The 19274-nt window shown below is 71.5% G+C and carries 17 protein-coding genes; 6 read left to right on the top strand and 11 right to left on the bottom strand.

Annotated features, from left to right (window positions below):
- Positions 1–198 precede the first annotated feature (198 nt).
- Positions 199–1188: an SMP-30/gluconolactonase/LRE family protein gene (locus ACN20J_RS11550; protein ID WP_419665838.1), complete on the top strand. Its 990-nt coding sequence runs from the start codon at positions 199–201 to the stop codon at positions 1186–1188.
- A gap of 129 nt (positions 1189–1317) precedes the next feature.
- Here the strand turns inward: ACN20J_RS11550 and ACN20J_RS11545 are convergent, their stop codons facing one another.
- From ACN20J_RS11545 to ACN20J_RS11510, 8 genes are all read right to left on the bottom strand, one after another.
- A complete protein-coding gene (locus ACN20J_RS11545) occupies positions 1318–2526 on the bottom strand; it encodes a PAC2 family protein (protein WP_419665837.1) in 1209 nt (402 codons plus the stop codon).
- Positions 2527–2814: 288 nt separating this feature from the next.
- On the bottom strand, positions 2815–3486 hold the full coding sequence (locus ACN20J_RS11540; protein WP_055613331.1) for a FadR/GntR family transcriptional regulator: 672 nt from the start codon (positions 3484–3486) through the stop codon (positions 2815–2817).
- Positions 3487–3583: 97 nt separating this feature from the next.
- Positions 3584–4918 carry an amidohydrolase gene (locus ACN20J_RS11535; RefSeq protein WP_419665836.1) on the bottom strand — a complete coding sequence of 445 codons (1335 nt, stop codon included), beginning with the start codon at positions 4916–4918 and terminating at the stop codon, positions 3584–3586.
- A complete protein-coding gene (locus ACN20J_RS11530) occupies positions 4915–5667 on the bottom strand; it encodes a nucleoside phosphorylase (protein ID WP_190229378.1) in 753 nt (250 codons plus the stop codon). Before ACN20J_RS11530 ends, ACN20J_RS11535 begins: the two co-directional genes overlap by 4 nt.
- Entirely contained in the window at positions 5664–6533 is an 870-nt protein-coding gene (locus ACN20J_RS11525; RefSeq protein WP_189840040.1) for an ABC transporter permease, read from the bottom strand. The genes ACN20J_RS11530 and ACN20J_RS11525 overlap by 4 nt, the downstream gene beginning before the upstream one ends.
- A complete protein-coding gene (locus tag ACN20J_RS11520) occupies positions 6533–7603 on the bottom strand; it encodes an ABC transporter permease (protein WP_419665835.1) in 1071 nt (356 codons plus the stop codon). Before ACN20J_RS11520 ends, ACN20J_RS11525 begins: the two co-directional genes overlap by 1 nt.
- A 1-nt stretch (position 7604) precedes the next feature.
- On the bottom strand, positions 7605–9308 hold the full coding sequence (locus ACN20J_RS11515) for an ABC transporter ATP-binding protein (protein ID WP_419665834.1): 1704 nt from the start codon (positions 9306–9308) through the stop codon (positions 7605–7607).
- On the bottom strand, positions 9289–10344 hold the full coding sequence (locus ACN20J_RS11510) for a BMP family ABC transporter substrate-binding protein (RefSeq protein ID WP_190229375.1): 1056 nt from the start codon (positions 10342–10344) through the stop codon (positions 9289–9291). Before ACN20J_RS11510 ends, ACN20J_RS11515 begins: the two co-directional genes overlap by 20 nt.
- A 345-nt stretch (positions 10345–10689) precedes the next feature.
- Here ACN20J_RS11510 and mtnA point away from each other — a divergent pair, with 345 nt between their 5' ends.
- Positions 10690–11721 carry an S-methyl-5-thioribose-1-phosphate isomerase gene (gene mtnA / locus ACN20J_RS11505; protein ID WP_419665833.1) on the top strand — a complete coding sequence of 344 codons (1032 nt, stop codon included), beginning with the start codon at positions 10690–10692 and terminating at the stop codon, positions 11719–11721.
- Positions 11722–11855: 134 nt separating this feature from the next.
- Here the strand turns inward: mtnA and mtnB are convergent, their stop codons facing one another.
- The 3 genes from mtnB to ACN20J_RS11490 are packed head-to-tail and all read right to left on the bottom strand — an operon-like array spanning position 11856 to position 13782.
- On the bottom strand, positions 11856–12464 hold the full coding sequence (gene mtnB, locus ACN20J_RS11500; RefSeq protein ID WP_362298963.1) for a methylthioribulose 1-phosphate dehydratase: 609 nt from the start codon (positions 12462–12464) through the stop codon (positions 11856–11858).
- Positions 12461–13186, bottom strand: coding sequence for an acireductone synthase (gene mtnC / locus ACN20J_RS11495; protein ID WP_419665832.1), 726 nt, complete (start codon positions 13184–13186; stop codon positions 12461–12463). Before mtnC ends, mtnB begins: the two co-directional genes overlap by 4 nt.
- Positions 13183–13782: a 1,2-dihydroxy-3-keto-5-methylthiopentene dioxygenase gene (locus ACN20J_RS11490; protein WP_055613339.1), complete on the bottom strand. Its 600-nt coding sequence runs from the start codon at positions 13780–13782 to the stop codon at positions 13183–13185. Before ACN20J_RS11490 ends, mtnC begins: the two co-directional genes overlap by 4 nt.
- Positions 13783–14343: 561 nt before the next feature.
- Here ACN20J_RS11490 and ACN20J_RS11485 point away from each other — a divergent pair.
- The 4 genes from ACN20J_RS11485 to mtnK are packed head-to-tail and all read left to right on the top strand — an operon-like array spanning position 14344 to position 19246.
- Complete coding sequence (locus tag ACN20J_RS11485; RefSeq protein ID WP_189840032.1) at positions 14344–15441, top strand: substrate-binding domain-containing protein; 1098 nt, start codon at positions 14344–14346, stop codon at positions 15439–15441.
- On the top strand, positions 15428–16987 hold the full coding sequence (locus tag ACN20J_RS11480; RefSeq protein ID WP_419665831.1) for a sugar ABC transporter ATP-binding protein: 1560 nt from the start codon (positions 15428–15430) through the stop codon (positions 16985–16987). The genes ACN20J_RS11485 and ACN20J_RS11480 overlap by 14 nt, the downstream gene beginning before the upstream one ends.
- Positions 16988–17024: 37 nt before the next feature.
- Positions 17025–18071 (top strand): ABC transporter permease, encoded by a 1047-nt coding sequence (locus ACN20J_RS11475; RefSeq protein WP_361892091.1) that lies wholly within the window; start codon positions 17025–17027, stop codon positions 18069–18071.
- Between the two features lie 11 nt (positions 18072–18082).
- Entirely contained in the window at positions 18083–19246 is a 1164-nt protein-coding gene (gene mtnK, locus ACN20J_RS11470) for an S-methyl-5-thioribose kinase (RefSeq protein WP_419665830.1), read from the top strand.
- Positions 19247–19274: the final 28 nt, after the last annotated feature.

Raw genomic sequence — 19274 nt, 5'->3', positions numbered from 1 at the left:
ACCGACTCGTCCACCCCTGAGTTCGCCAACTGCGTTTGAGAACAAGTTGAATTGGGTAACGTGCGCAATCCGTCCTGAAACAGATGTCACGCCACAATCCGGCCAAAGACAGCGGAGACGGTTGTCATGTGATGGGGTGACAGCGTCTGTTGACCGTCGGGCCGGCCCCGCGCCGGCCCTCTCGTGGAAGGACGCACAGTGGCACTCGCAGACCGTTCCTTCGCACGTCGAAGACTCCTCACCACGGCCGCCGCCCTGGGAGGAGCGGCACTCCTGGGCGGCACGGCACACGCGGCCGAATCGCCGGAGAAGGGACCGCAGAAAGGTCCGCAGAAGGGATCGCAGAAGAACTGGCCGGACCGGTTCCCGCTGCCCAACGGCTTCCAGCCGGAGGGCATAGCCATCGGCTCCGCCCCGTTCGCGTACTTCGGGTCGCTGGCCAACGGCGACATCTACCGCGCGAGCCTCGCCACCGGGCGAGGCTCCGTCATCAGCAAGGGCCCCGGCGCCGGACACCCCAGCGTGGGACTGAAGATCGACCGGCACGGCCGCCTGTTCGTCAGCGGCGGGTCCGGCGGCGATCTGCGTACCGTCGACGTCCGTACGGGAGAGATCGAGAAGTCGTACGCGGTCGGCGGGACGTTCGTGAACGACGTGATCCTCACGCCGGGCGCGGCCTGGTTCACCGACTCCTTCGCACCCCAGCTCTACCGGCTGGCGCTCGACCGGCACGGCAGGCCCGGGCCCGTCAGGACCGTGCCGCTCGGCGGCGACTGGCAGCAGGGCACGGACTTCACCGCCAACGGGATCGAGCGCACACCGGACGGCAGCGCGCTCCTGGTGGTCAACGCCTTCGCCGACGGCGGCACGCTGATGCGGGTCGACCCGCGCACCGGAGTTGCCGCCGCGGTCGACCTCGGCGGAGCCAAGATCCCCAACGGTGACGGGCTGTTGCTCCTGGGCCGGACTCTCTACGTCGTCCAGCAGCAGCAGAACGCGATCGACGTGTTCCGGCTGAACTCCGTCGGCACCAAGGGCACGGTGATCACCCGGATCACCGACCCGCGCTTCCGGATCCCGACGACGGCCGCGGCGTGGGGCGACCGTCTCTACCTGCCGAACGCACGCTTCGACGTCGAGCCGACGCCCAACACGGAGTACGACGCGGTGGCGGTGCGTCAGGTCTGACGCGCGAGGGGCGGCGCGCCCGACGCGCGCCGCCCCTTCGCCCGGTCGAAATCGCCAGGGCGGTCTCGTTCCGGCAATCTCGTTCCGGCAGTCTTGCTCCGGCAGTCTCGTTCCGGAGGTCTCGCTCGGTCAGTCCTCCGAGGAATCCGACGAACCGGAGTCCGAGGAGCCGGAACCAGATCCGGAGCCAGAGCCGGAACCCGAGGAGCCGGAGGATTCGGAGCCCGACGATCCGGCGTCCGAAGCCTCCGAGGAGCCGGACGTCCCCTTTGCGTCGGATGTCCCCTTCGCACCGGACGCCCCCGACACATCGCTCTCAGGAGAGTCCGAGGAGTCCGAGGAGCCGGACGTGTCGTCCTCGGCCGCCCCGTCCGTGGTCTCCGCCTCCGGCCGCAGTGGCCTCGGCGGCCGGGCGCGGCCACCCGGGCCGTCCTTGAGGTACGTGGCGGGATCGCCGCTCTCCGTGGCGTGGCCGCCGGGCGGCGAGCCCGGACCGCCCCCGTCCCGTCTGCGCAGATACCGCTCGAACTCGCGGGCGATCGCCTCGCCCGACGCCTCCGGCAGCTCGGCGGTGTCCCGGGCCTCCTCCAGCGTCTGTACGTACTCCGCGACCTCGCTGTCCTCGGCGGCCAGCTGGTCCACGCCCAGCTGCCAGGCCCGCGCGTCCTCGGGCAGTTCGCCCAGCGGGATCCGCATGTCGATGAGGTCCTCAAGGCGGTTGAGGAGGGCCAGCGTCGCCTTCGGGTTCGGCGGCTGCGAGACGTAGTGCGGCACGGCCGCCCACAGCGACACCGCCGGTACGCCCGCGTGCGTGCACGCCTCCTGGAGGATGCCGACGATGCCCGTGGGGCCCTCGTACTTGGTCTCCTCCAGGTCCATCGTGCGGGCCAGATCCGGATCGGAGGTGACTCCGCTGACCGGGACCGGACGGGTGTGCGGGGTGTCGCCCAGCAGGGCGCCCAGGATGACGACCAGCTCGACGCCCAGCTCATGGGCGAAGCCCAGCAGCTCGTTGCAGAACGAGCGCCAGCGCATCGATGGCTCGATGCCCCTCACCAGCACCAGGTCCCGCGGCTTCTCGCCGCCGACCCGGACCACCGACAACCTTGTCGTCGGCCAGGTGATCTTGCGGACTCCGCCGTCCAGCCACACGGTCGGGCGGTTCACCTGGAAGTCGTAGTAGTCCTCGGCGTCGAGCGCCGCGAACACCTCGCCCTTCCACTCCCTGTCCAGATGCGCGACCGCGGTGGAGGCGGCGTCGCCGGCGTCGTTCCAGCCCTCGAACGCGGCCACCATGACCGGGTCGACCAGCTCGGGAACCCCCTCGAGCTCGATCACCCAGCGCCTCCTTCCGACGTGCCCTCGCGTACGCCCCAACCTTACGGCTTGTGCGGGGAGCGCCCGCAGCCCCCTTGTATGGGGGAGTGACCGCATCACTGCCCCATTCGTCACTCCTGAACACCCCGCAGTCGTCCGAGGTGTCCCCGGCCAACTTCCACCGGGGGTCCGGACGTTGTTTCGAGGTGGTGCCCTACGTCGGACGATCGACAGAGGTCGGATGTCCGAACCGTCCCCCGGTCCGGCGGGCCGGAGCGGAGGAGCCGGGCGCCGTCGCCGGCCGGCCGGTCACAGTGTCGAGCGCAGCCACTGTTCCACGCTTGCGATGTGCACGGTCGCCCAGGAGCGGGCGGCCTCCGCGTCGCGGTCGCGGAGCGCGCTGAGGATCGCGCGGTGCTCGTGGAGGGTGCGGCTGACCGCGTCCTCCTGGGTCAGGCCGCGCCAGATACGGGCGCGGGTCGTGGGACCGGACAGGCCGTCGAGGAGGGAGCAGAGCACCGAGTTGCCGGAGGACTGGACGATGCCCCGGTGGAACTCCAGGTCGCAGGCGACGAGTTCCTCCACCGAGGGCGCGGCGCCGAGCGCGTTCAACTGGGCGCCGAGCGCGTCCAGTTGCTGCTCGCTGATCCGCAGCGCCGCCATCGCCGTCGCGGCCGGCTCCAGGATGCGGCGTACCGCGAGGAACTCCAGGACCGTGTCGTCGCGGTGGAAGTCCACGACGAAGCTCAGCGCTTCGAGGAGGAGCTGCGGATCCAGGCTCGTGACGTACGTGCCGTCGCCCTGCCGCACGTCCAGGATGCGGATCAGGGAGAGCGCCCGCACCGCCTCCCGCAGGGAGTTCCGGGACAGGCCGAGATCGGCGGCGAGCTCGCTCTCCTTGGGGAGCCGGTCGCCGGGGCGCAGTGCGCCGGAGACGATCATGCCCTTGATCTTCTCGATCGCCTCATCGGTGACTGCCATGGCGGGCCTCCCTGTCGATCAGATATGTCGCTCAGACATCCGATGTCTTATTATGCGGCTTCCGTCGCCCCGGAGAGCCCGTCGGTGACGATCACGATCACACAAGGTCGGACGTTGACACGAGGGCCGCCAGGTCCGCAAGCGCGGAGGCCTCGTCGAGCGTCGTGAGCGTACGGCCGCGCATCAGGATCCGCCCGTCGACGACCGTGTCCCGTACGTCCGAGGCCCGCGCCGAGTACGCCAGTGTCGACCACGGATCGTGGCGGGGAGCCAGATGCGGACCGCCCAGGTCCAGGACGATCAGGTCGGCCCGCTTGCCCGCCTCCAGCGAACCCAGGTGGGCGTCGAGGCCCAGCGCGCGGGCGCCCTCGACGGTGGCCATGCGTACGGCCTGCTCGGCGCCGACCGCGGTCGGGTCGCCGGCCGCCTTGTGCACCAGGGCGGCCGTGCCGAGCGCCCGCAGGACGTCCAGCGTGTTGGAGCTGACCGCGCCGTCCGTGCCGAGACCGACGGTCACGCCCGCGTCCAGCAGTTGCGGCACCGGGGCGATGCCGCAGCCCAGCTTGAGATTGGACACCGGGCAGTGGGCGACCGAGGTGCCGGTCCGGGCGAGCGCCGCGATCTCGGGGCCGGTCAGGTCCACGGCGTGGGCCAGCAGCAGATCGGGGCCGAGCAGCCCGAGCGAGTCGAGCAGCTCCACCGGGCGCTTGCCGTAGCGCTCCTCGACGGTCGCGACCTCGGCGGCGTTCTCCGCGGCGTGGATGTGCAGCAGCGCGCCGAACTCCCTTGCCAGCGCGGCGATTTCGGTGAGCTGGGCGGGGGAGAGGGTGTAGGCGGAGTGCGCGAAGAGCACGGGACGCGTGCCGGGGCGCCGGGCGCGGCCGGCCAGGTCCCGGCGCGCCCACTCCAGCCGGTTCCCGTACGCCATGCCGTCGGGCGGGGTCGGTACGTCCATGAAGGTCGGCCCCGTGTGCAGTCGCCAGCCCGCCTCGTGCGCGACCCGCTCGGCCGCCTCGTGGAACCAGTACATGTCGAGCGCCGAGGTCACCCCGGCCCGTACGCTCTCGGCGATCGCGACCCGGATCGCCGCCGCGACGTTCTCCGCCGACAGCAGCTCGCTCTCCCAGCGGATCACCCGCTCCAGGAAGCCCTGCAGCGTCACGTCGTCGGCCCGGCCGCGCAGCAGCGTCATCGCCAGGTGGGTGTGCGCGTTGACCAGGCCGGGGAGCACCAGACAGCCGGTCGCGTCGAGGTCGTCGGCGGCCGTGTAGCGGGCCCGCAGGTCCGCGGCCGGTCCGACCGCGAGGATCTCGCCGTCGCGGATCGCCACGGCTCCGTCGGGTACGACCGTGCCGGCCGCGTCGACGGTGAGGATGTCGCCGCCGTGGACCAACAGGTCGGCGGGGGCGGTCCGTTGGGCGGGAATGCTCACAGCGCTTCCCCTTCCGCGAGCAGGCGCAGGGCTTCGAGGGAGACCACACTGCCGCGCTCGACGCCCGCGGCGACGACCTCGCGGTGCGGGTTGTAGCCGCCGGTCGCGCCCTCGTCGACGAGTTCGTCGGCGTTCGCGCCGTCGATCACGAGGACACCGCCCGCGGTCAGCCCGCGCAGCGAGGCCGTGACGAGCAGCGCCGACAGCTCCATCTCGATGGCGGCGAGCCTCGCCCCGCCGTACGAGGGCAGGGGTATCAGCCCCGGCTGGAAGGCGGCCCGCGTCCATACGAAGCCCCGGTGGTGCGGTGCGCCCTGCTCGCGCGCCGCCCGCTGGAGCGCCAGCACCGCCTCGGGCGCGGCCACCGCCGGATACTCGGGCGGCAGCAGCTGCTGGGTCACCCCGTCGTCGCGTACGGCCGCCTCCGCTATCACCAGATCGCCGTCACGGATGCCGGGCCGCATCGCGCCCGCCGTGCCGAACCGCAGGATCGTGCGCACCCCGGCGTCGGCCAGCTCCTGGAAGAGCAGGATCGCACCGGGCCCGCCGACACCGTGCGAGGCGACGACGACCGGCAGCCCCTTCCAACTCCCGCTGAACACCCGGTATTCACGGTGGTACGACACCTCCTCGGCCCCGTCGAGCAGCGCGGCGACGGCCGCGGCACGCGCCGGGTCGCCGACCACGACGGCGTGCGGTGGCAGCCCGGTGCGGGGTATCCGGGTGATGGGCAGCAGATCCTGCGTCATGAAGCGACTCCAGTCGTACGGCCGGTGCGGCGGCGGCGCTGCGCCGTGCTGAGGAAGAGGGCGCCGAGCGTGACCACGTACGGCGCGGCGTCGGTCGCCTGCTGGGGCAGGCCGAGGCCCTGCAGTCGGAAGCCCGCGGCCTCGGCGACACCGAAGAGCAGGGCGGCGAGCAGGACCCCGAAGGGCAGGGCGCGCCCGAGCATGACCGCGACGACGGCGATCCAGCCGCGGCCCGCCGTCATGTTCTCGGAGAACAACGTGACGTTACCCAGGGCCAGTTGGGCCCCGGCGAGCCCGCACAGCACACCGGACACGAGCACGGCCGCGTACTTGTACCGGGCCGGGCTCACCCCCAGCGTGGCCGCGGCCTCCGGTGCCTCGCCGACCCCGCGCAGCCGCAGCCCCCACACATGCCGCGACAGCATCAGGGCAGCCACGGCGACCGAGGCCCACGCCAGATAGGCGAGCGGCGAGAAGCCACCGACCAACGGGAGCCCGGTGAGTGACGGATCGTCAAAAGTGCCCTGCACACCGAAGATCGTACGCAGCAGGAAACTGGTCAGGCCCACCGCGAGGAGGTTCATCGCGACGCCGAGGACCACCGCGTCGCCGCGCAGCGTGACCGTGCCCACGGCCAGGATCAACGAGTACGCGGCGGCGGCGAGCGCCGCCGCCAGGACGCCGAGCCAGGGGCTGCCGGTGAACCAGCTGGTGGCCACGGCCGTGAAGCAGCCCATCAGCATCATGCCTTCCAGGCCGATGTTGAAGACGCCCGCACGCTCGCACACGGCGCCGCCGAGCGCGGCGAGCAGGATCGGGGTCAGCGCGCGCAGCGCCGACATGAGGAGATCGGAGTCGAAGAACATCAGGCGAACTCCCCCTGCGCGATGGGCTCTTGGACCGTCTTCCGGCGCCTGCGCGAGAAGCTCGGCCGCGCCGCCAGGAACACGATGACGATGGCCTGCAACACCTGCGTCAGCTCGCGCGGCACCTCCGTGGTGCGCTCCATGGAGAGCCCGCCGACCTGCAGCACGGCGAAGAAGAACGACGCCAGCACCGTGCCCAGCGGTGCCGCCGCCGCGAGCAGCGCCGCGGTCAGACCCGTCCAGGTGTAGCCGGGCGCGGTCAGCGAACCGTCGAGGAAGCGGTACGGGAAGCTCAGCACGCCGATCGCGCCGACCAGCCCCGCGATCGCGCCGGAAGTGGCCATCAACCGGAGCGTGAGCCCCTTGCGTTCCACGCCCGCGTACGCGGCGAAGCGGGGATTGAGGCCGGTCATACGGATCTCGTACCCGATGGCCGTGCGCCGGTCGGCGAACCAGTACGCGGCCGCCGCGAGCACGACGAGAACCAGCCCGAAGGTCACGGTCGACGTGCCGAAGGTGGGCAGCGCCACGCCCTCCGGGAGCCGCCGCGTCTGGGGCAGGCTGGATCCGGGCTCCTTGAGCGGATACCGCACCAGATAGGAGGCGAACGAGGTCGCCGGGTAGCTGAGCAGCAGGCTGCTCACCAGCAGCGGCACACCGAACCGGTTCTCACAGAGCGCGGCCAGCGCGGCGTACGCGGCGCCTGCCGTGATCCCGGCGAGGAGCGCGAGCACGACGGTGAGCGGCGCGGGCAGCGGCGAGTACAGCCCGGTGACGGCGGCGGCGATCCCGCCGAGCACCATCTGTCCGTCCCCGCCGAGGTTGATGAGCCCGGCGCGCAGCGGAATCGCCAGCGCGAGCGCCATCCCCAGCACGCTGGTCACGGTACTGAGCGTCGCGCCGATCCCGTCGGCCCCGAGCGAGCCGGTGACGACGGCCCCGTACGCGGCGAACGGATCGGCTCCCGTGCCCACCAGGAACAGCGCGCCGATGACGAGCCCGGCGACCACGGAGAAGGTGACGGGGGAGCGGAGCGCCCCCGTGATGCGGTCCGTCGATGGGCGGGCCATGTCAGTCTCCGTCCGGCGCGGGGGTGTTGGGCGCGGCGGCTGTCGGGGCCGGTGTCGCGACGGCGGTTGCTGCGGCGGTTGCGGTTGCGGTTGCGGTTGCGGTCGCGGCCACGGGCTCGGCGGTGCCGCCCGCCATCGCCAGGCCGAGCGTCGCCTCGTCCGCGTCCGACTTGGCGTACGACGCCGTCACCCGGCCCTCGTACATCACCAGGACCCGGTCGGCGAGGCCGCGGATCTCGCTGAGTTCGGCGGAGACGAGGAGGACGGCGTGGCCCGCGTCGCGGTAGGCGACGAGCTCGTCGTGGATGGCCTGTATCGCGCCGATGTCCACGCCGCGGGTGGGCTGTTCCACCAGCAACAGCGGTGCCCCGTGGGCGAGTTCGCGGCCGATCAGAAGCTTCTGGAGGTTGCCGCCGGACAGCGCGGAGGCCGGTACGTCGGGCGTGGACGCCTTGATGCCGAAGCGTTCGACGAGGGCGCGCGCGTGGGCGCGTACCGCCGAGGGCGGGAGCAGCCCGCGCGGTGAGGAGAGCGTGGTGCGGTGGTGGCCCATCGCGAGGTTGTCCGCGACGGTCGCGGCGGGCGCGGTGCCGACCGCGTGGCGGTCCTCGGGTACGTACGCGAGGCCCTTCGCGCGCCGCTCGGTCGCCGAGGCGTGTGTGATGTCCTCGCCCCGCAGCCCGACCCGCCCGGCGGTGACCGGCCGCAGTCCGGCGAGCGCCTCGACGAGTTCGCTCTGTCCGTTGCCCGCGACCCCCGCGATGCCGACGATCTCCCCGGCACGGACGGTCAGTCGGAGCTCCCGAACACCTGACGTGCTCAGCCCCTCGACGTCCAGAACCACCTCGCCGGGACTGCCCTCCGGGTGGACCCGGTCCAGGTCGACCGCGCGGCCGGTCATCGCGGTCGCGATCTCGGCGGCGGTCGTGTCGGCCGTGCGCAGCCGCGCGACGACCCGCCCGTCCCGCAGGACCGTGACGTTGTCGCTGCCTTCGAGCACCTCACGCAGTTTGTGCGTGACAAGGATCACCGTGCGGCCCTGCGCGGTCAGCGACCGGAGGACCGCGAACAGGGCGTCGGCCTCGGCGGGCGTGAGCACGGCCGTCGGCTCGTCGAGGATGAGGGTACGGGCGCCGCGGTGCAGCAGCTTCAGGATCTCCACCCGCTGCCGCAGCCCGACCGGCAGGTCGCCGACCCGGGCGTCCGGATCGACGGCGAGGCCGTGCTCCTCGGCGAGTTCACGCACCCGGCGCCGCGCCGCCGCCCGGTCCAGCAGTCCGAAGCGGCGTGGCTCGGCCCGGTAGACGACGTTCTCAGCGACCGTCAGCGAGTCGAACAGCTTGAAGCTCTGGTGGACCATGCCGAGTCCGGCGGCCATCGCGGTGCCCGGGCTCCCGAAGGACACCTCGCGCCCCTCGATCCGTATGGACCCCGCGTCCGGCCGCTCCATCCCGTACAGGACGGACATCAGCGTGGACTTGCCCGCGCCGTTCTCGCCCATCAGGGCGTGGATCTCACCGCGCCGGACGGTCAGGTCGACCGAGTCGTTGGCGAGGGTGCCGGGGAAACGCTTGGTGATACCGCGCAGCTCGACGACCGCGGGCGCGTCGACTGGAAGTGCGTCAACCGCGGGTGAGTCGGCCGCGGGCGCGTCACCGGAGGTGTCGACGCCCGCGGCCGGTCCGTCACTTGGTCGCCGGGTCATCGACCGTCAGCTCTCCGGACACGATCCGGTCGCGCAGCGCCTCGACCTTCTTCAGTACGTCCTCGTGCTCGGCGATCACGCACTTGGAGGACTCCACGCCGTCCTCCAGGCCCGTCAGGCTGATGCCGCCCTCCTTGAGGCCGTACGAGACCGTCTTGCCGCCCTTGCCGGCGAGGACCTGCTCGACGCCCTCCCGCACGGCGACGTCCGTCTTCTTGATCACGTTGTCGACGACCGTGCCGGGCGCGGCCGTGCACTGGTTGACGTCCACGCCGTACGCGTACGCGCCCTTCGCCTTGGCCGCCTCGAAGACGCCGTAGTTGCCGGCCGCTGCCGCCGCCATGATCTGGTCGGCGCCCTTGGCGAGCAGCGAGTTGGCCTGCTCCTTGGCGCGCGCCGAGTCGTCGAACGGCGACTGGCCGCCGACGAAGCGGGTGCTCGCGGACGTCTTCGCGGCGACCTCCTTGGCGCCGGCCGCGAACGGGTCGCTGTAGCGCCGGAACTGCGGGGTGTCGAGGACGTCGACGGCGCCGACCTTGCCGCTCTTGCTGAGCAGTCCGGCCTCGGCGCCTGCCAGGTAGACGCCCTCGTGCTCACGGAACACGGCGCAGCTGACGTTCTTGAACGTCTTCGTCGTGCACGCGTCGATCACCAGGAACTGCTGCTCGGGGTGCGCCTCGGCCTGCTGCGCGACCACGTCGGCGAACTCGAAGCCGACCAGCACGATGACGTCCGGCGAGGTGTCGACCGCGGCCTGCACGTTCTGCTGCTGCGAGGCGGTGTCGGAGGACTGGTAGACCTTCTGCGTCCCGTCGTGAGCCTTGGCCGCGGCCTTCACTCCGTCGACCGCCAGCTTGAGGAACTCGTTCTGCCCGACCGGGTCCGGCGTCACCAGGGTGAAGCTCTTGCCGCCGCTCTTGGCGGCGGCGGAATCGTCGTTCTTCGCGGCGGCGTTGCAGCCGGTGGCCGCCGTGGCGAGGAGCGCCGTGCCGGCCGCGACGGCGGCGAGTCGGAGCGAACGGGGTCTACGAGGCATGGGACTGCCCTTCCGGGAAGGTGCGTGCGGCGGCGCGCGCTCAAGCGGGAAACGCTCAGAGGTGAGGCTGCGAGCGGAGGGTGGAGCGAGGGGAGAACACGGTGGACGCCCGGTGGGGGTCCGGCGTCGTGGCTGTCAGCGCCGACAGCAGTCGCTGGCGCACCGGCCGTAGTCGAGGAAGCGGCGCATCGTCAGCAGCACACGTCCTCCTTCGCGTAGGCCTTCCGGCTGCGGGTGCTGGACTGTAACACCGGTTTCCGGACACCCGCTCGACTGTCTCGAACTGTGGTTCTCCGAGGTCATGTACGGTGTCGCGCATCTTCGGAACATCAGGAGTGTCCCGCTATGCCCCAGGAACTGCGCGCTGTCGACTGGACCGGAAACAGCCTCGCGCTCATCGACCAGACCGTGCTCCCGCACCGGACCGAGACCCGTCAGATCCGCGATGTGGACGACCTGGTGGACGCGATCCAGCGGCTCGTGGTGCGCGGGGCGCCCGCGATCGGTGCCGCGGGTGCGTACGGGGTCGCCCTCGCGATGCTCCAGGGGCGGCGCGAGGGGTGGTCGCGGGAGGAGGTGCTCGCGGCCGTCGCGCGGATCCGTGCGGCGCGGCCCACCGCGGTCAACCTCATGGTGTGCGTCGACCGGGTGCTGACGCGGTTCGACGACGGGCTCGACGCGGTGCTCGCCGAGGCGGCGGAGGTGCAGCGGGAGGATGTCGAGGCCAACCGGGGCATGGGGGCGTTCGGGGCGGACTGGCTGCTGAAGCGGGTCGGCGTGGACCGGCCGCTGCGGGTGCTGACCCACTGCAACACCGGGGCGTTGGCCACGGCGGGGTGGGGCACCGCGCTCGGCGTCATACGCGAACTGCACGCCCGGGGGCGCCTTGAGGTCGTGTACGCCGATGAGACGCGGCCTCTGCTGCAGGGATCACGGCTGACCGCCTGGGAGTTGGTGCAGGAGGGCATCCCGCACTTCGTCCAGGCGGACGGGGCCGCCGCGGGCACGATCCTGCGGGGCGAGGTGGACGCGGCGATCGTCGGCGCCGACCGGATCGCGGCCAACGGGGACACGGCGAACAAGGTGGGCACCGTGGGGGTCGCACTGGCGTGCGCCGACGTCGGTGTGCCGTTTCTGGTGGCCGCGCCCACGACGACGGTTGACCTTTCCACGGCCACCGGGGCCGACATTCACATCGAACTGCGGGGTGAGAGTGAGGTGTTGGAGTGGGGCGGGGTTCGGACTGCCCCTGCCGGGTCTCGTGGGCACAATCCCGCATTTGATGTCACACCTGGGCGGTTGGTCACGGGGCTCGTGACCGAGCGGGGGGTGTTGGAGGTGTCCGAGGGGGAGTTGCCGGGGGATCGGTTGAAGTAGGCCGGTTTGTTGGGTGCGGGTCTGTAGGGGCTGGCGGCGCAGTTCCCCGCGCCCCTTACAGGGGCGCTGCAGGGAACGTAAGAATGGAGGGTCGGGGCCAGTGCCTCGACCCTCCTCTCGTGCGCCAACTGGGCTCAGTTGCCCGTCAGTTCCAGTTCCAGCAGCCACTCCACGATCTCCGTGTGGTGGCGGGCCCGGCGGGGTGTGTCGCCCCAGACGTAGAGGCCGTGGCCCGCCACGACCACCGCGGGCATGCGTGGGTCGCGGGCCGCCTCCAGGCGGTCGCCGAGGACCTTCATGTCCTGGCTGTTGGCGATGACGGGGAGGGTGACCTCGACGTCGTGGGCGGGCTGGCCGATGCCCTTGAGCATCTCCAGGTCCTTGAAGGGGATGCCGCCCGGCACACGTCGGCCCATCGCCACGGACGCCACCGTGTGGACGTGCACCACGGCCCCGGCGCCGGTCAACGCGGCCACGCGGGCGTGCAGTTCGGCCTCGGCGGACGGCTTGCCGCCGTTCACCGCGGCGCCCTGGCCGTCGACCAGTACGACGTCCGAGGGTGTCAGTTCGCCCTTGTCGTGGCCGCTGGCGGTGACCGCGAGCCGCAGGGGATCGCGGGAGACCACCACGGACAGGTTGCCGGAGGTGCCCCGCATCCAGCCGAAGGAGGCGAAGCGGGCGGACTCGGCGGCGAGGACGGCCCCCGCCTCCTCCAGGTCGAGTGTGCTGATGTCGGTGGTCACGTGGCGCTCCCGGAAGTGCTGATGGTGATCTCGTCGAACGTCCCCGCCTGCGCGTGGTCGCCGACGCCCTGCTCGTAGTACGGCTCCCCGGGCCGCCGGATCCCGACCGCGTGCCAGCCGGCCGCACGGGCCGCGTCCAGTTCGCCGGGCCGGTCGGAGAGGAAGAGGAGACGGCCGGCCTCCGTACCGGTCGACCCGGCGATACGGCGGTAGGAGTCCGGCTCCTGCTTGGGCCCCGCGTTCTCGGTGTCGTACAGGCCCGAGACGAGCGGCAGCAGGTCCCCGTCCGGGCTGCTCGCGAACCACGCGCGCTGCGCGGCCACGGACCCGGACGAGTACACGTGCAGCCGTACGCCGTCGCCGTGCCAGCGGCGCAGCACCGGCACCACGTCGTCGTAGAAGTGGGAGACCAGGTCGCCGCGGGCGAACCCCTCGGACCAGATGAGGCCCTGAAGGGTCTTCAGCGGGGTGGCCTTCACGTCCCCGTCGAGCCACTCGTGCAGCGCCTTCTCCACGCGTACGGCGTCGGCGTCGGGCTCGCCGAGCAGGTCCCGTACCTGGGAGACCGCCCGCACGACGTCCGGATCGGCGCTCCGCTCCGAGAGCAGCGCTCCGAAACGGGAGCGGGAGTACGGGTACAGCACGTCGACGACGAACCCCGTGGCGCTCGTGGTGCCCTCGATGTCGAGCACCACGGCGTCCACGTCGAACCGCAGGCTCACGCCGCGGCCCGGTCCCGCTCGTACCCCGCCGCGATGGTGTCGTAGTCGGGGAAGCGCCCGGCGATGGTGGAGCCGGTGAAGGAGCCGATCCAGCCGTCCTCCTCGTGGAAGAACCGGATGGCGGTGAAGCCCGGCGTCGTCCCCATGTCGAACCAGTGCGTCGTTCCGCGCGGCACGCCCAGCAGGTCGCCCTTCTCGCAGAACACGGCGTGCACCTCGCCGTTCACGTGCAGATAGAAGATCCCGGAGCCCGAGACGAAGAACCGGACCTCGTCATCGTCGTCGTGGGTGTGCTCCTGGAGGAACTTCTCCCGCGCAGCCTTCGCCTTCACCGGGTACTCCGGGTCGTCGCTCGGGTGCAGCCCGAGGACGTCGACGGTCGTGAAGCCCTCCTCGGCGTTCAGCCGGTCGATCTCCGGCCCGTACGCGGCGAAGACGGTGTCGCTGTCGGCGTCCGCGGGGACGTCCTCGCGGACGGGCCACTGCTCGTAGCGCACCCCGAGCGGCGCCAGCGCGGCGGCGATCTCGGCGGGGTCGGAGGTGCGACGCACGGTGGTCTCGGGACCGGACTCCGGCCACGTCGTCAGCAGGGTCATGGGAGCAACTCCAGTGAGTGAAGGGGGGAGTCCGGATACCGAGACGGGCATCGGGACCGGGTGTCGGGCCGGGCGGCAGAGGCGGCGCCCCCGGGGCGGGGGAGGCGGGAGAACCTGTGGTCAGCCGCGACACGCCGCGCCGGTACAGCGTCGTGCCGCTGTCGCGCATGGTGTCGTCATCGGAAGCCTCGTTGTCCCGGGTCGTTCGCCGATGGTAACTCCACGCCGGTGATCGGCCGAGTGTGACGAAGTCGTTGTCTCAGCCCCTGAGAAACCGCTTCCCCTGCTTTGACGGCTGGCCGGAAACGTTCCCATGATCTGCGTATGAAGACGCTGCTGCTCGTGCGGCGGCTGTACGTGGACTTGCTCCGGTCGACCACAGCCCGCTGTCGCTGACCTGAACCGGAGTGCCCTCCGCGCCCCCGCCCACCGCGAGTTCCACGGAACCGGTGAGGCGTACGTCCGCGCGGCGATGGCCTGATTCATGCCCCCGGCGCTCCGGGCTCCGCACGCCCTCCTCACCCTCACCCCTCCCTTCCTGCGCCACCCCTGGAGCCCCTCATGTCCCGTGCCCGTCTGCCCCTGGCCGCGCTCTCGCTGGCCTCCGCCTCCGCGCTCCTCCTCGCGGGCTGCTCGCAGTCCTCGGACGCCTCCGAGGCCGCGGGCGACAAGGCCGCCCCCGCCGCCGCGGCCACCGGCACGAAGCCCGCGCCCTTCAGCAAGGGCAAGGTGAAGGTCGCCCTGGTCCGGCAGAGCGGCGCCGGCGACTACTTCGAGCAGTGGGGCAACGGCGCCAAGGCACAGGCGAAGGCCCTCGGCATCGACCTGACCGTGTACGACGCCCAGGCGGACAACGCCAAGCAGGCCACCGACCTGTCCTCGGCCATCAACTCCGGGGCGAAGGCGATCATCGTCGACCACGGCTTCCCCGCCACGATCCAGCCGGAGATCGACAAGGCCGTGAAGAAGGGAATCAAGGTCGTCGTCTACGACGTCGAGACGACGAACAAGTCGGTGATCAGCACCAAGCAGGACGACGCCAGCATGGCCCAGGCCGTCCTCGACGTGATGGGCGACGAGCTCGGCAACGACGCGAAGGTCGGCTACGTCAACGTCGCCGGGTACGCCGCCCTCGACAAGCGCGACAGCGTCTGGAAGAAGACGGCCGACGCCAACGGCTGGAAGCAGGAGTTCAAGGTCGGCAAGGTGACCGACTCCACGGCCACCGACAACGTGCCCCTGGTCAGCGCCGCGCTCACCCAGCACTCGGACGTGGCCGGCGTCTTCGCCCCGTACGACGAACTCGCCAAGGGCACCGTCCTCGCCGTCCAGAACAAGAAGCTCCAGGACAAGGTGAAGGTCTTCGGCGCGGACGTCTCCAACGCCGACATCCAGAACATGACCGCCAAGGGCAGCCCGTGGGTCGCCACGGCGGGCACGGACCCGTCCGCGGTCGGTGCCGCCGTCGTCCGTACGACCGCCCTGGAGCTCGCCGGTCAGCTGAACAAGTCCTCCGTGGAGTTCCCGGCCGTCGCCATCACCCAGGACTTCCTGAAGAGCAAGGGCATCGAGAACATGGACCAGCTGCGGAAGGCGCTGCCCGCCCTCAACCTCTCCAAGGTCAGCACCGCGGACTGGATCCCGAATGTCGCCCACTGAGCCGGTTCTCGCGGTGAGGCCGGCCGAGCCGGTTCCCGCGGTGGGTCTGCGGGACGTCAGCATGGCCTTCGGCGGGAAGACGGTGCTCGCCTCCGTCTCCCTGGACATCGCCGCGGGCAGTGTCGTCGCGCTGCTCGGTGCGAACGGCGCCGGCAAGTCCACGCTGATCAAGATCCTGTCCGGGGTGCACACGGACCACGGCGGTGAGGTCCGGGTGAACGGCTCACCCGCCGCTCTCCAGTCGCCCCTCGCCGCCCGCCAGTTGGGCATCCAGACGGTCCACCAGCGCATCGGCGAGGGCATCGTGCCCGGGCTCACCGTCGCCGAGAACCTCGTGTTCGAGGAGCTGGCCCAGGCACGCGGCAACCCCTTCCTGAACGGGCGCCGCCTCCTCGCCAGGGCCCGCGAGATCCAGTCGGCGCTCGACCTCGGCTGGAGCGACACCGTGCTCAGGCGCGATGTCACCGAACTCGGCATCTCCGACCGGCAGTTGCTGATCCTGGCCCGCGCCCTGGCGACCCGCCCCCGGCTGCTGGTACTCGACGAGCCGACCTCGGCGCTCTCCGCCGCCGAGGCCAAGCGCCTATTCACGCTCGTCGAGCGGATGCGGGACGACGGCATCGCCGTCCTGTACGTCTCCCACCGGCTCGGCGAGATCGACGCGCTCGCCGACCGGCTGGTCGTCCTGCGGGACGGCCTTCTCACCGAGGACCAGACCCGGCCCTTCGACTGGGACAGCGCCCTGCGCGCGATGCTCGCCCAGGCCCAGGAGGCGACGGCCGCACGGCCCCAACGGGCCGGGGACCAGGGCGAGATCGCGCTCTCCCTGCGCGGGGTGCCGCTGTTCGACGGCCACCCTCCGCAGGACCTCGACATCCGGGAGGGCGAAGTCACCGGCGTCGTGGGCCTGTTGGGCGCGGGCAAGACCGAACTGGCCCGCGGCCTCTTCGGCGCCGAGCCGTTCCCGGCGGGCGCCCTAGAACTGGACGGCAGGCCCTACGCGCCGCGCCGCCCGGCCGACGCCATCCGCAGCGGCGTCCACCTGGTGCCCGAGGACCGGCACGCGGACGCCCTCGTCCCCGGCTGGTCGCTGGCCCAGAACATCTCCCTGCCGTTCCTCAAGTCCCTCGCCCCCTTGTCCGCGGCCGGGCTGGTGAACCGCTCCAAGGAGGACGCCCTCGGCCGCGCCACCATCGAGCGGCTCGGCGTCGTCGCCCGCGACGAGCACAGCACCGTCGAGGAACTGTCCGGCGGCAACCAGCAGAAGGTCGTCGTCGGCCGCTGGCTCGCCGAACGCCCCCGAGTCCTCATCCTGGACGAGCCGTTCCGGGGCGTGGACATCGGCGCCCGTCGCGACATCGGCCGCCGGGCCCGCGCCCTGGCCGCCGAAGGAGCCGCGGTCCTCGTCCTGTCCGCCGACGTGGACGAGGTCCTGGAGATCGCCGACCGGGTCCTCGTCCTCACCGCGGGCGAGATCCGCCTCGACGCGTACGGCGACGACGCGGAGCGCGACCGCGTGATCCAGTCCATCTCGGCGTCCGTCTGATGCCGGCCACTCAGCACGCCACACCAGGAAGCACGCCATGACCACCACCCAGAGCACCGAGGTGCCGACCAAGGCGGCGGTCCCACCCGCGACCTCCACCGGCCTGCGCGTCCAGAGCGCCGTCATCAAGTACGGCTTCATCTTCGTCACCGTCACGCTCTTCACGTACTTCGCGCTGAGCGAGCCGTCCTTCCGCGACTCGGCGACACTCCTCGACACCCTCCGGTACGTCTCGGTCGCCGCGATCCTCGGCCTCGGCGTCACCCTCACCATGGCCGTCGGCGGAATGGACATGTCCGTCGGCGCGGTGGCCGGGCTCGGCGTGACCGTCGCCGCGAAGACGATGGTCTCGTACAACCAGGTCGGCATGGTCGCGATCCTCGCCGTCATCGCGGCGGGCGCCCTCGCGGGTCTCCTCAACGCCCTGCTGATCGTCGTCCTGAAGATCCCCGACATGCTGGCCACGCTCGGCACCATGTTCGTCATCCAGGGCACCAAACTCATCCTGGTCGACGGCCAGTCCATCACCCCGGGCATGACCCAGTCCGACGGCACCACCGCGCCCGGCAAGTTCACCGAGGGCTTCCTGCGCATCGACCGCGGCACGGTCCTCGGCATCCCCGTCTCGGTGCTGATCTTCGGCGCGCTCACGGTCGTCGCCTGGGTGTTCCTCGCCCGCACCCGCTGGGGCCGCGTCCTCTACGCGATCGGCGCCAACCCCGAGGCCTCCCGGCTGGCCGGCATCCGCGTCGGCGCCTACCGGGCCCTGGCATACGTGCTGTCCGGCGTCCTCGCGTCGATCGGCGGGCTGATCCTGGCGTCCCGCATCGGCCAGGGCGACGTCTCGGCCGGTACATCCCAGCTGCTGGAAGCGGTGGCGGTGGCCCTGGTCGGCACCTCCGTCCTCGGCCGCGGCCGTCCGAACGTGTGGGGCACGGCCCTGGGCGCCGTCCTGATCGGCATCATCACCACCGGTCTGACCATCAAGGGCCTGCCCTACTACACACAGGACGTCGTCGAGGGCGCGGTCCTCATCCTCGCCCTGGTCTTCAGCTTCACCCTGTCCAAGCGCCGCACCGCATAAGGGAGTTCACGATGGGCTACCGCATTCTGGAGACCGAGGACGTGCCCGCGTACCTGCGCGAGCGCGGCCACTGGGACGACACCGGCGACATCCGCGTCCGCGAGGTCTCCGACGGCAACATGAACCGCGTGTTCCTCGCCTCGAACGGGGACGGCACCCGCGGCCTCGCCGTCAAGCAGGCCCTGCCCTGGGTCCGGGTCGCGGGCCCCTCCTGGCCGATGAGCCCCGAGCGCGCCGACGCCGAGGCCCGCGCCTACGAGCAGGTCGCCAAGGTCGCCCCGGACAAGATCCCGGCCGTCCACGGCTACGACGCCGACAACTACGCCCTCGTCATGGAGGACATGTCCGACCTCCAGGTGCTGCGCACGGTCCTCAACGAGGGCGGCTCCTACGGCCCGGACACCTCGCGGCGCATCGGTGAGTTCGTCGCCCAACTCACCTTCGCCACCAGCGACTTCGGCATGCCGTCGGCCGAACGCAAGGCCCTGATCGCGGCCTCGGTCAGTCCCGAGCTGTGCAAAATTACCGAGGATGTCGTCCTCTCCGAGCCGTACGTCGAGCACGAGCACAACCACTGGCACCCCGGACTCGACGACCTGGCCGCCGAGTTCCGCGCCGACACCCGCCTGCGCACCGAGGTCGCCGACCTCCGCCACACCTTCATGACCTCCGCCCAGGCACTGCTCCACGGCGACCTGCACACCGGCAGCATCATGGTCGGCGAACGCGAAGGCGCCCCCGTCGTACGGGTCTTCGACCCCGAGTTCTCCTTCGTCGGCCCGATCGGCTACGACCTCGGCCTGTACTGGGCGAACGTCCTCGTCGCCCAGGCACGGGCGCGGGCCCTCGGTACGGTCACCGACCACGCGGCCCAACTCCGGCTCACCTGGGAGGGGTTCGAGACGGAGTTCCGCCGCCTCTGGCAGGACCGCGTCGACACCTTCTTCGACGACGCGTATCTCGACCGCTTCCTGGCCCGGGTCCGGAGCGACTCGGCGGGCTTCGCCGGCACCGAGATCGTCCGCCGCGTCATCGGCTTCGCGCACCTCACCGACCTGACGACCCTGCCCGACCCGGTGCCGGCCTCACGCCGTGCGCTGCTGCTCGGGCGCGAACTCATCGTGCGGAGGGCCGAGTTGACCCGTACGGAGGACATCGAGGCGCTGGCCCGCTGACCGGCCGGGCCGGGACGGACATGCCGAA

Origin of the sequence: Streptomyces sp. 2-1 (assembly GCF_048564895.1) — a bacterium.
GTDB classification, from domain to species: domain Bacteria; phylum Actinomycetota; class Actinomycetes; order Streptomycetales; family Streptomycetaceae; genus Streptomyces; species Streptomyces phaeochromogenes.
The sequence above is the reverse complement of the archived record's forward strand: the minus strand, read 5'-3'. Positions and strand labels throughout refer to the sequence as shown.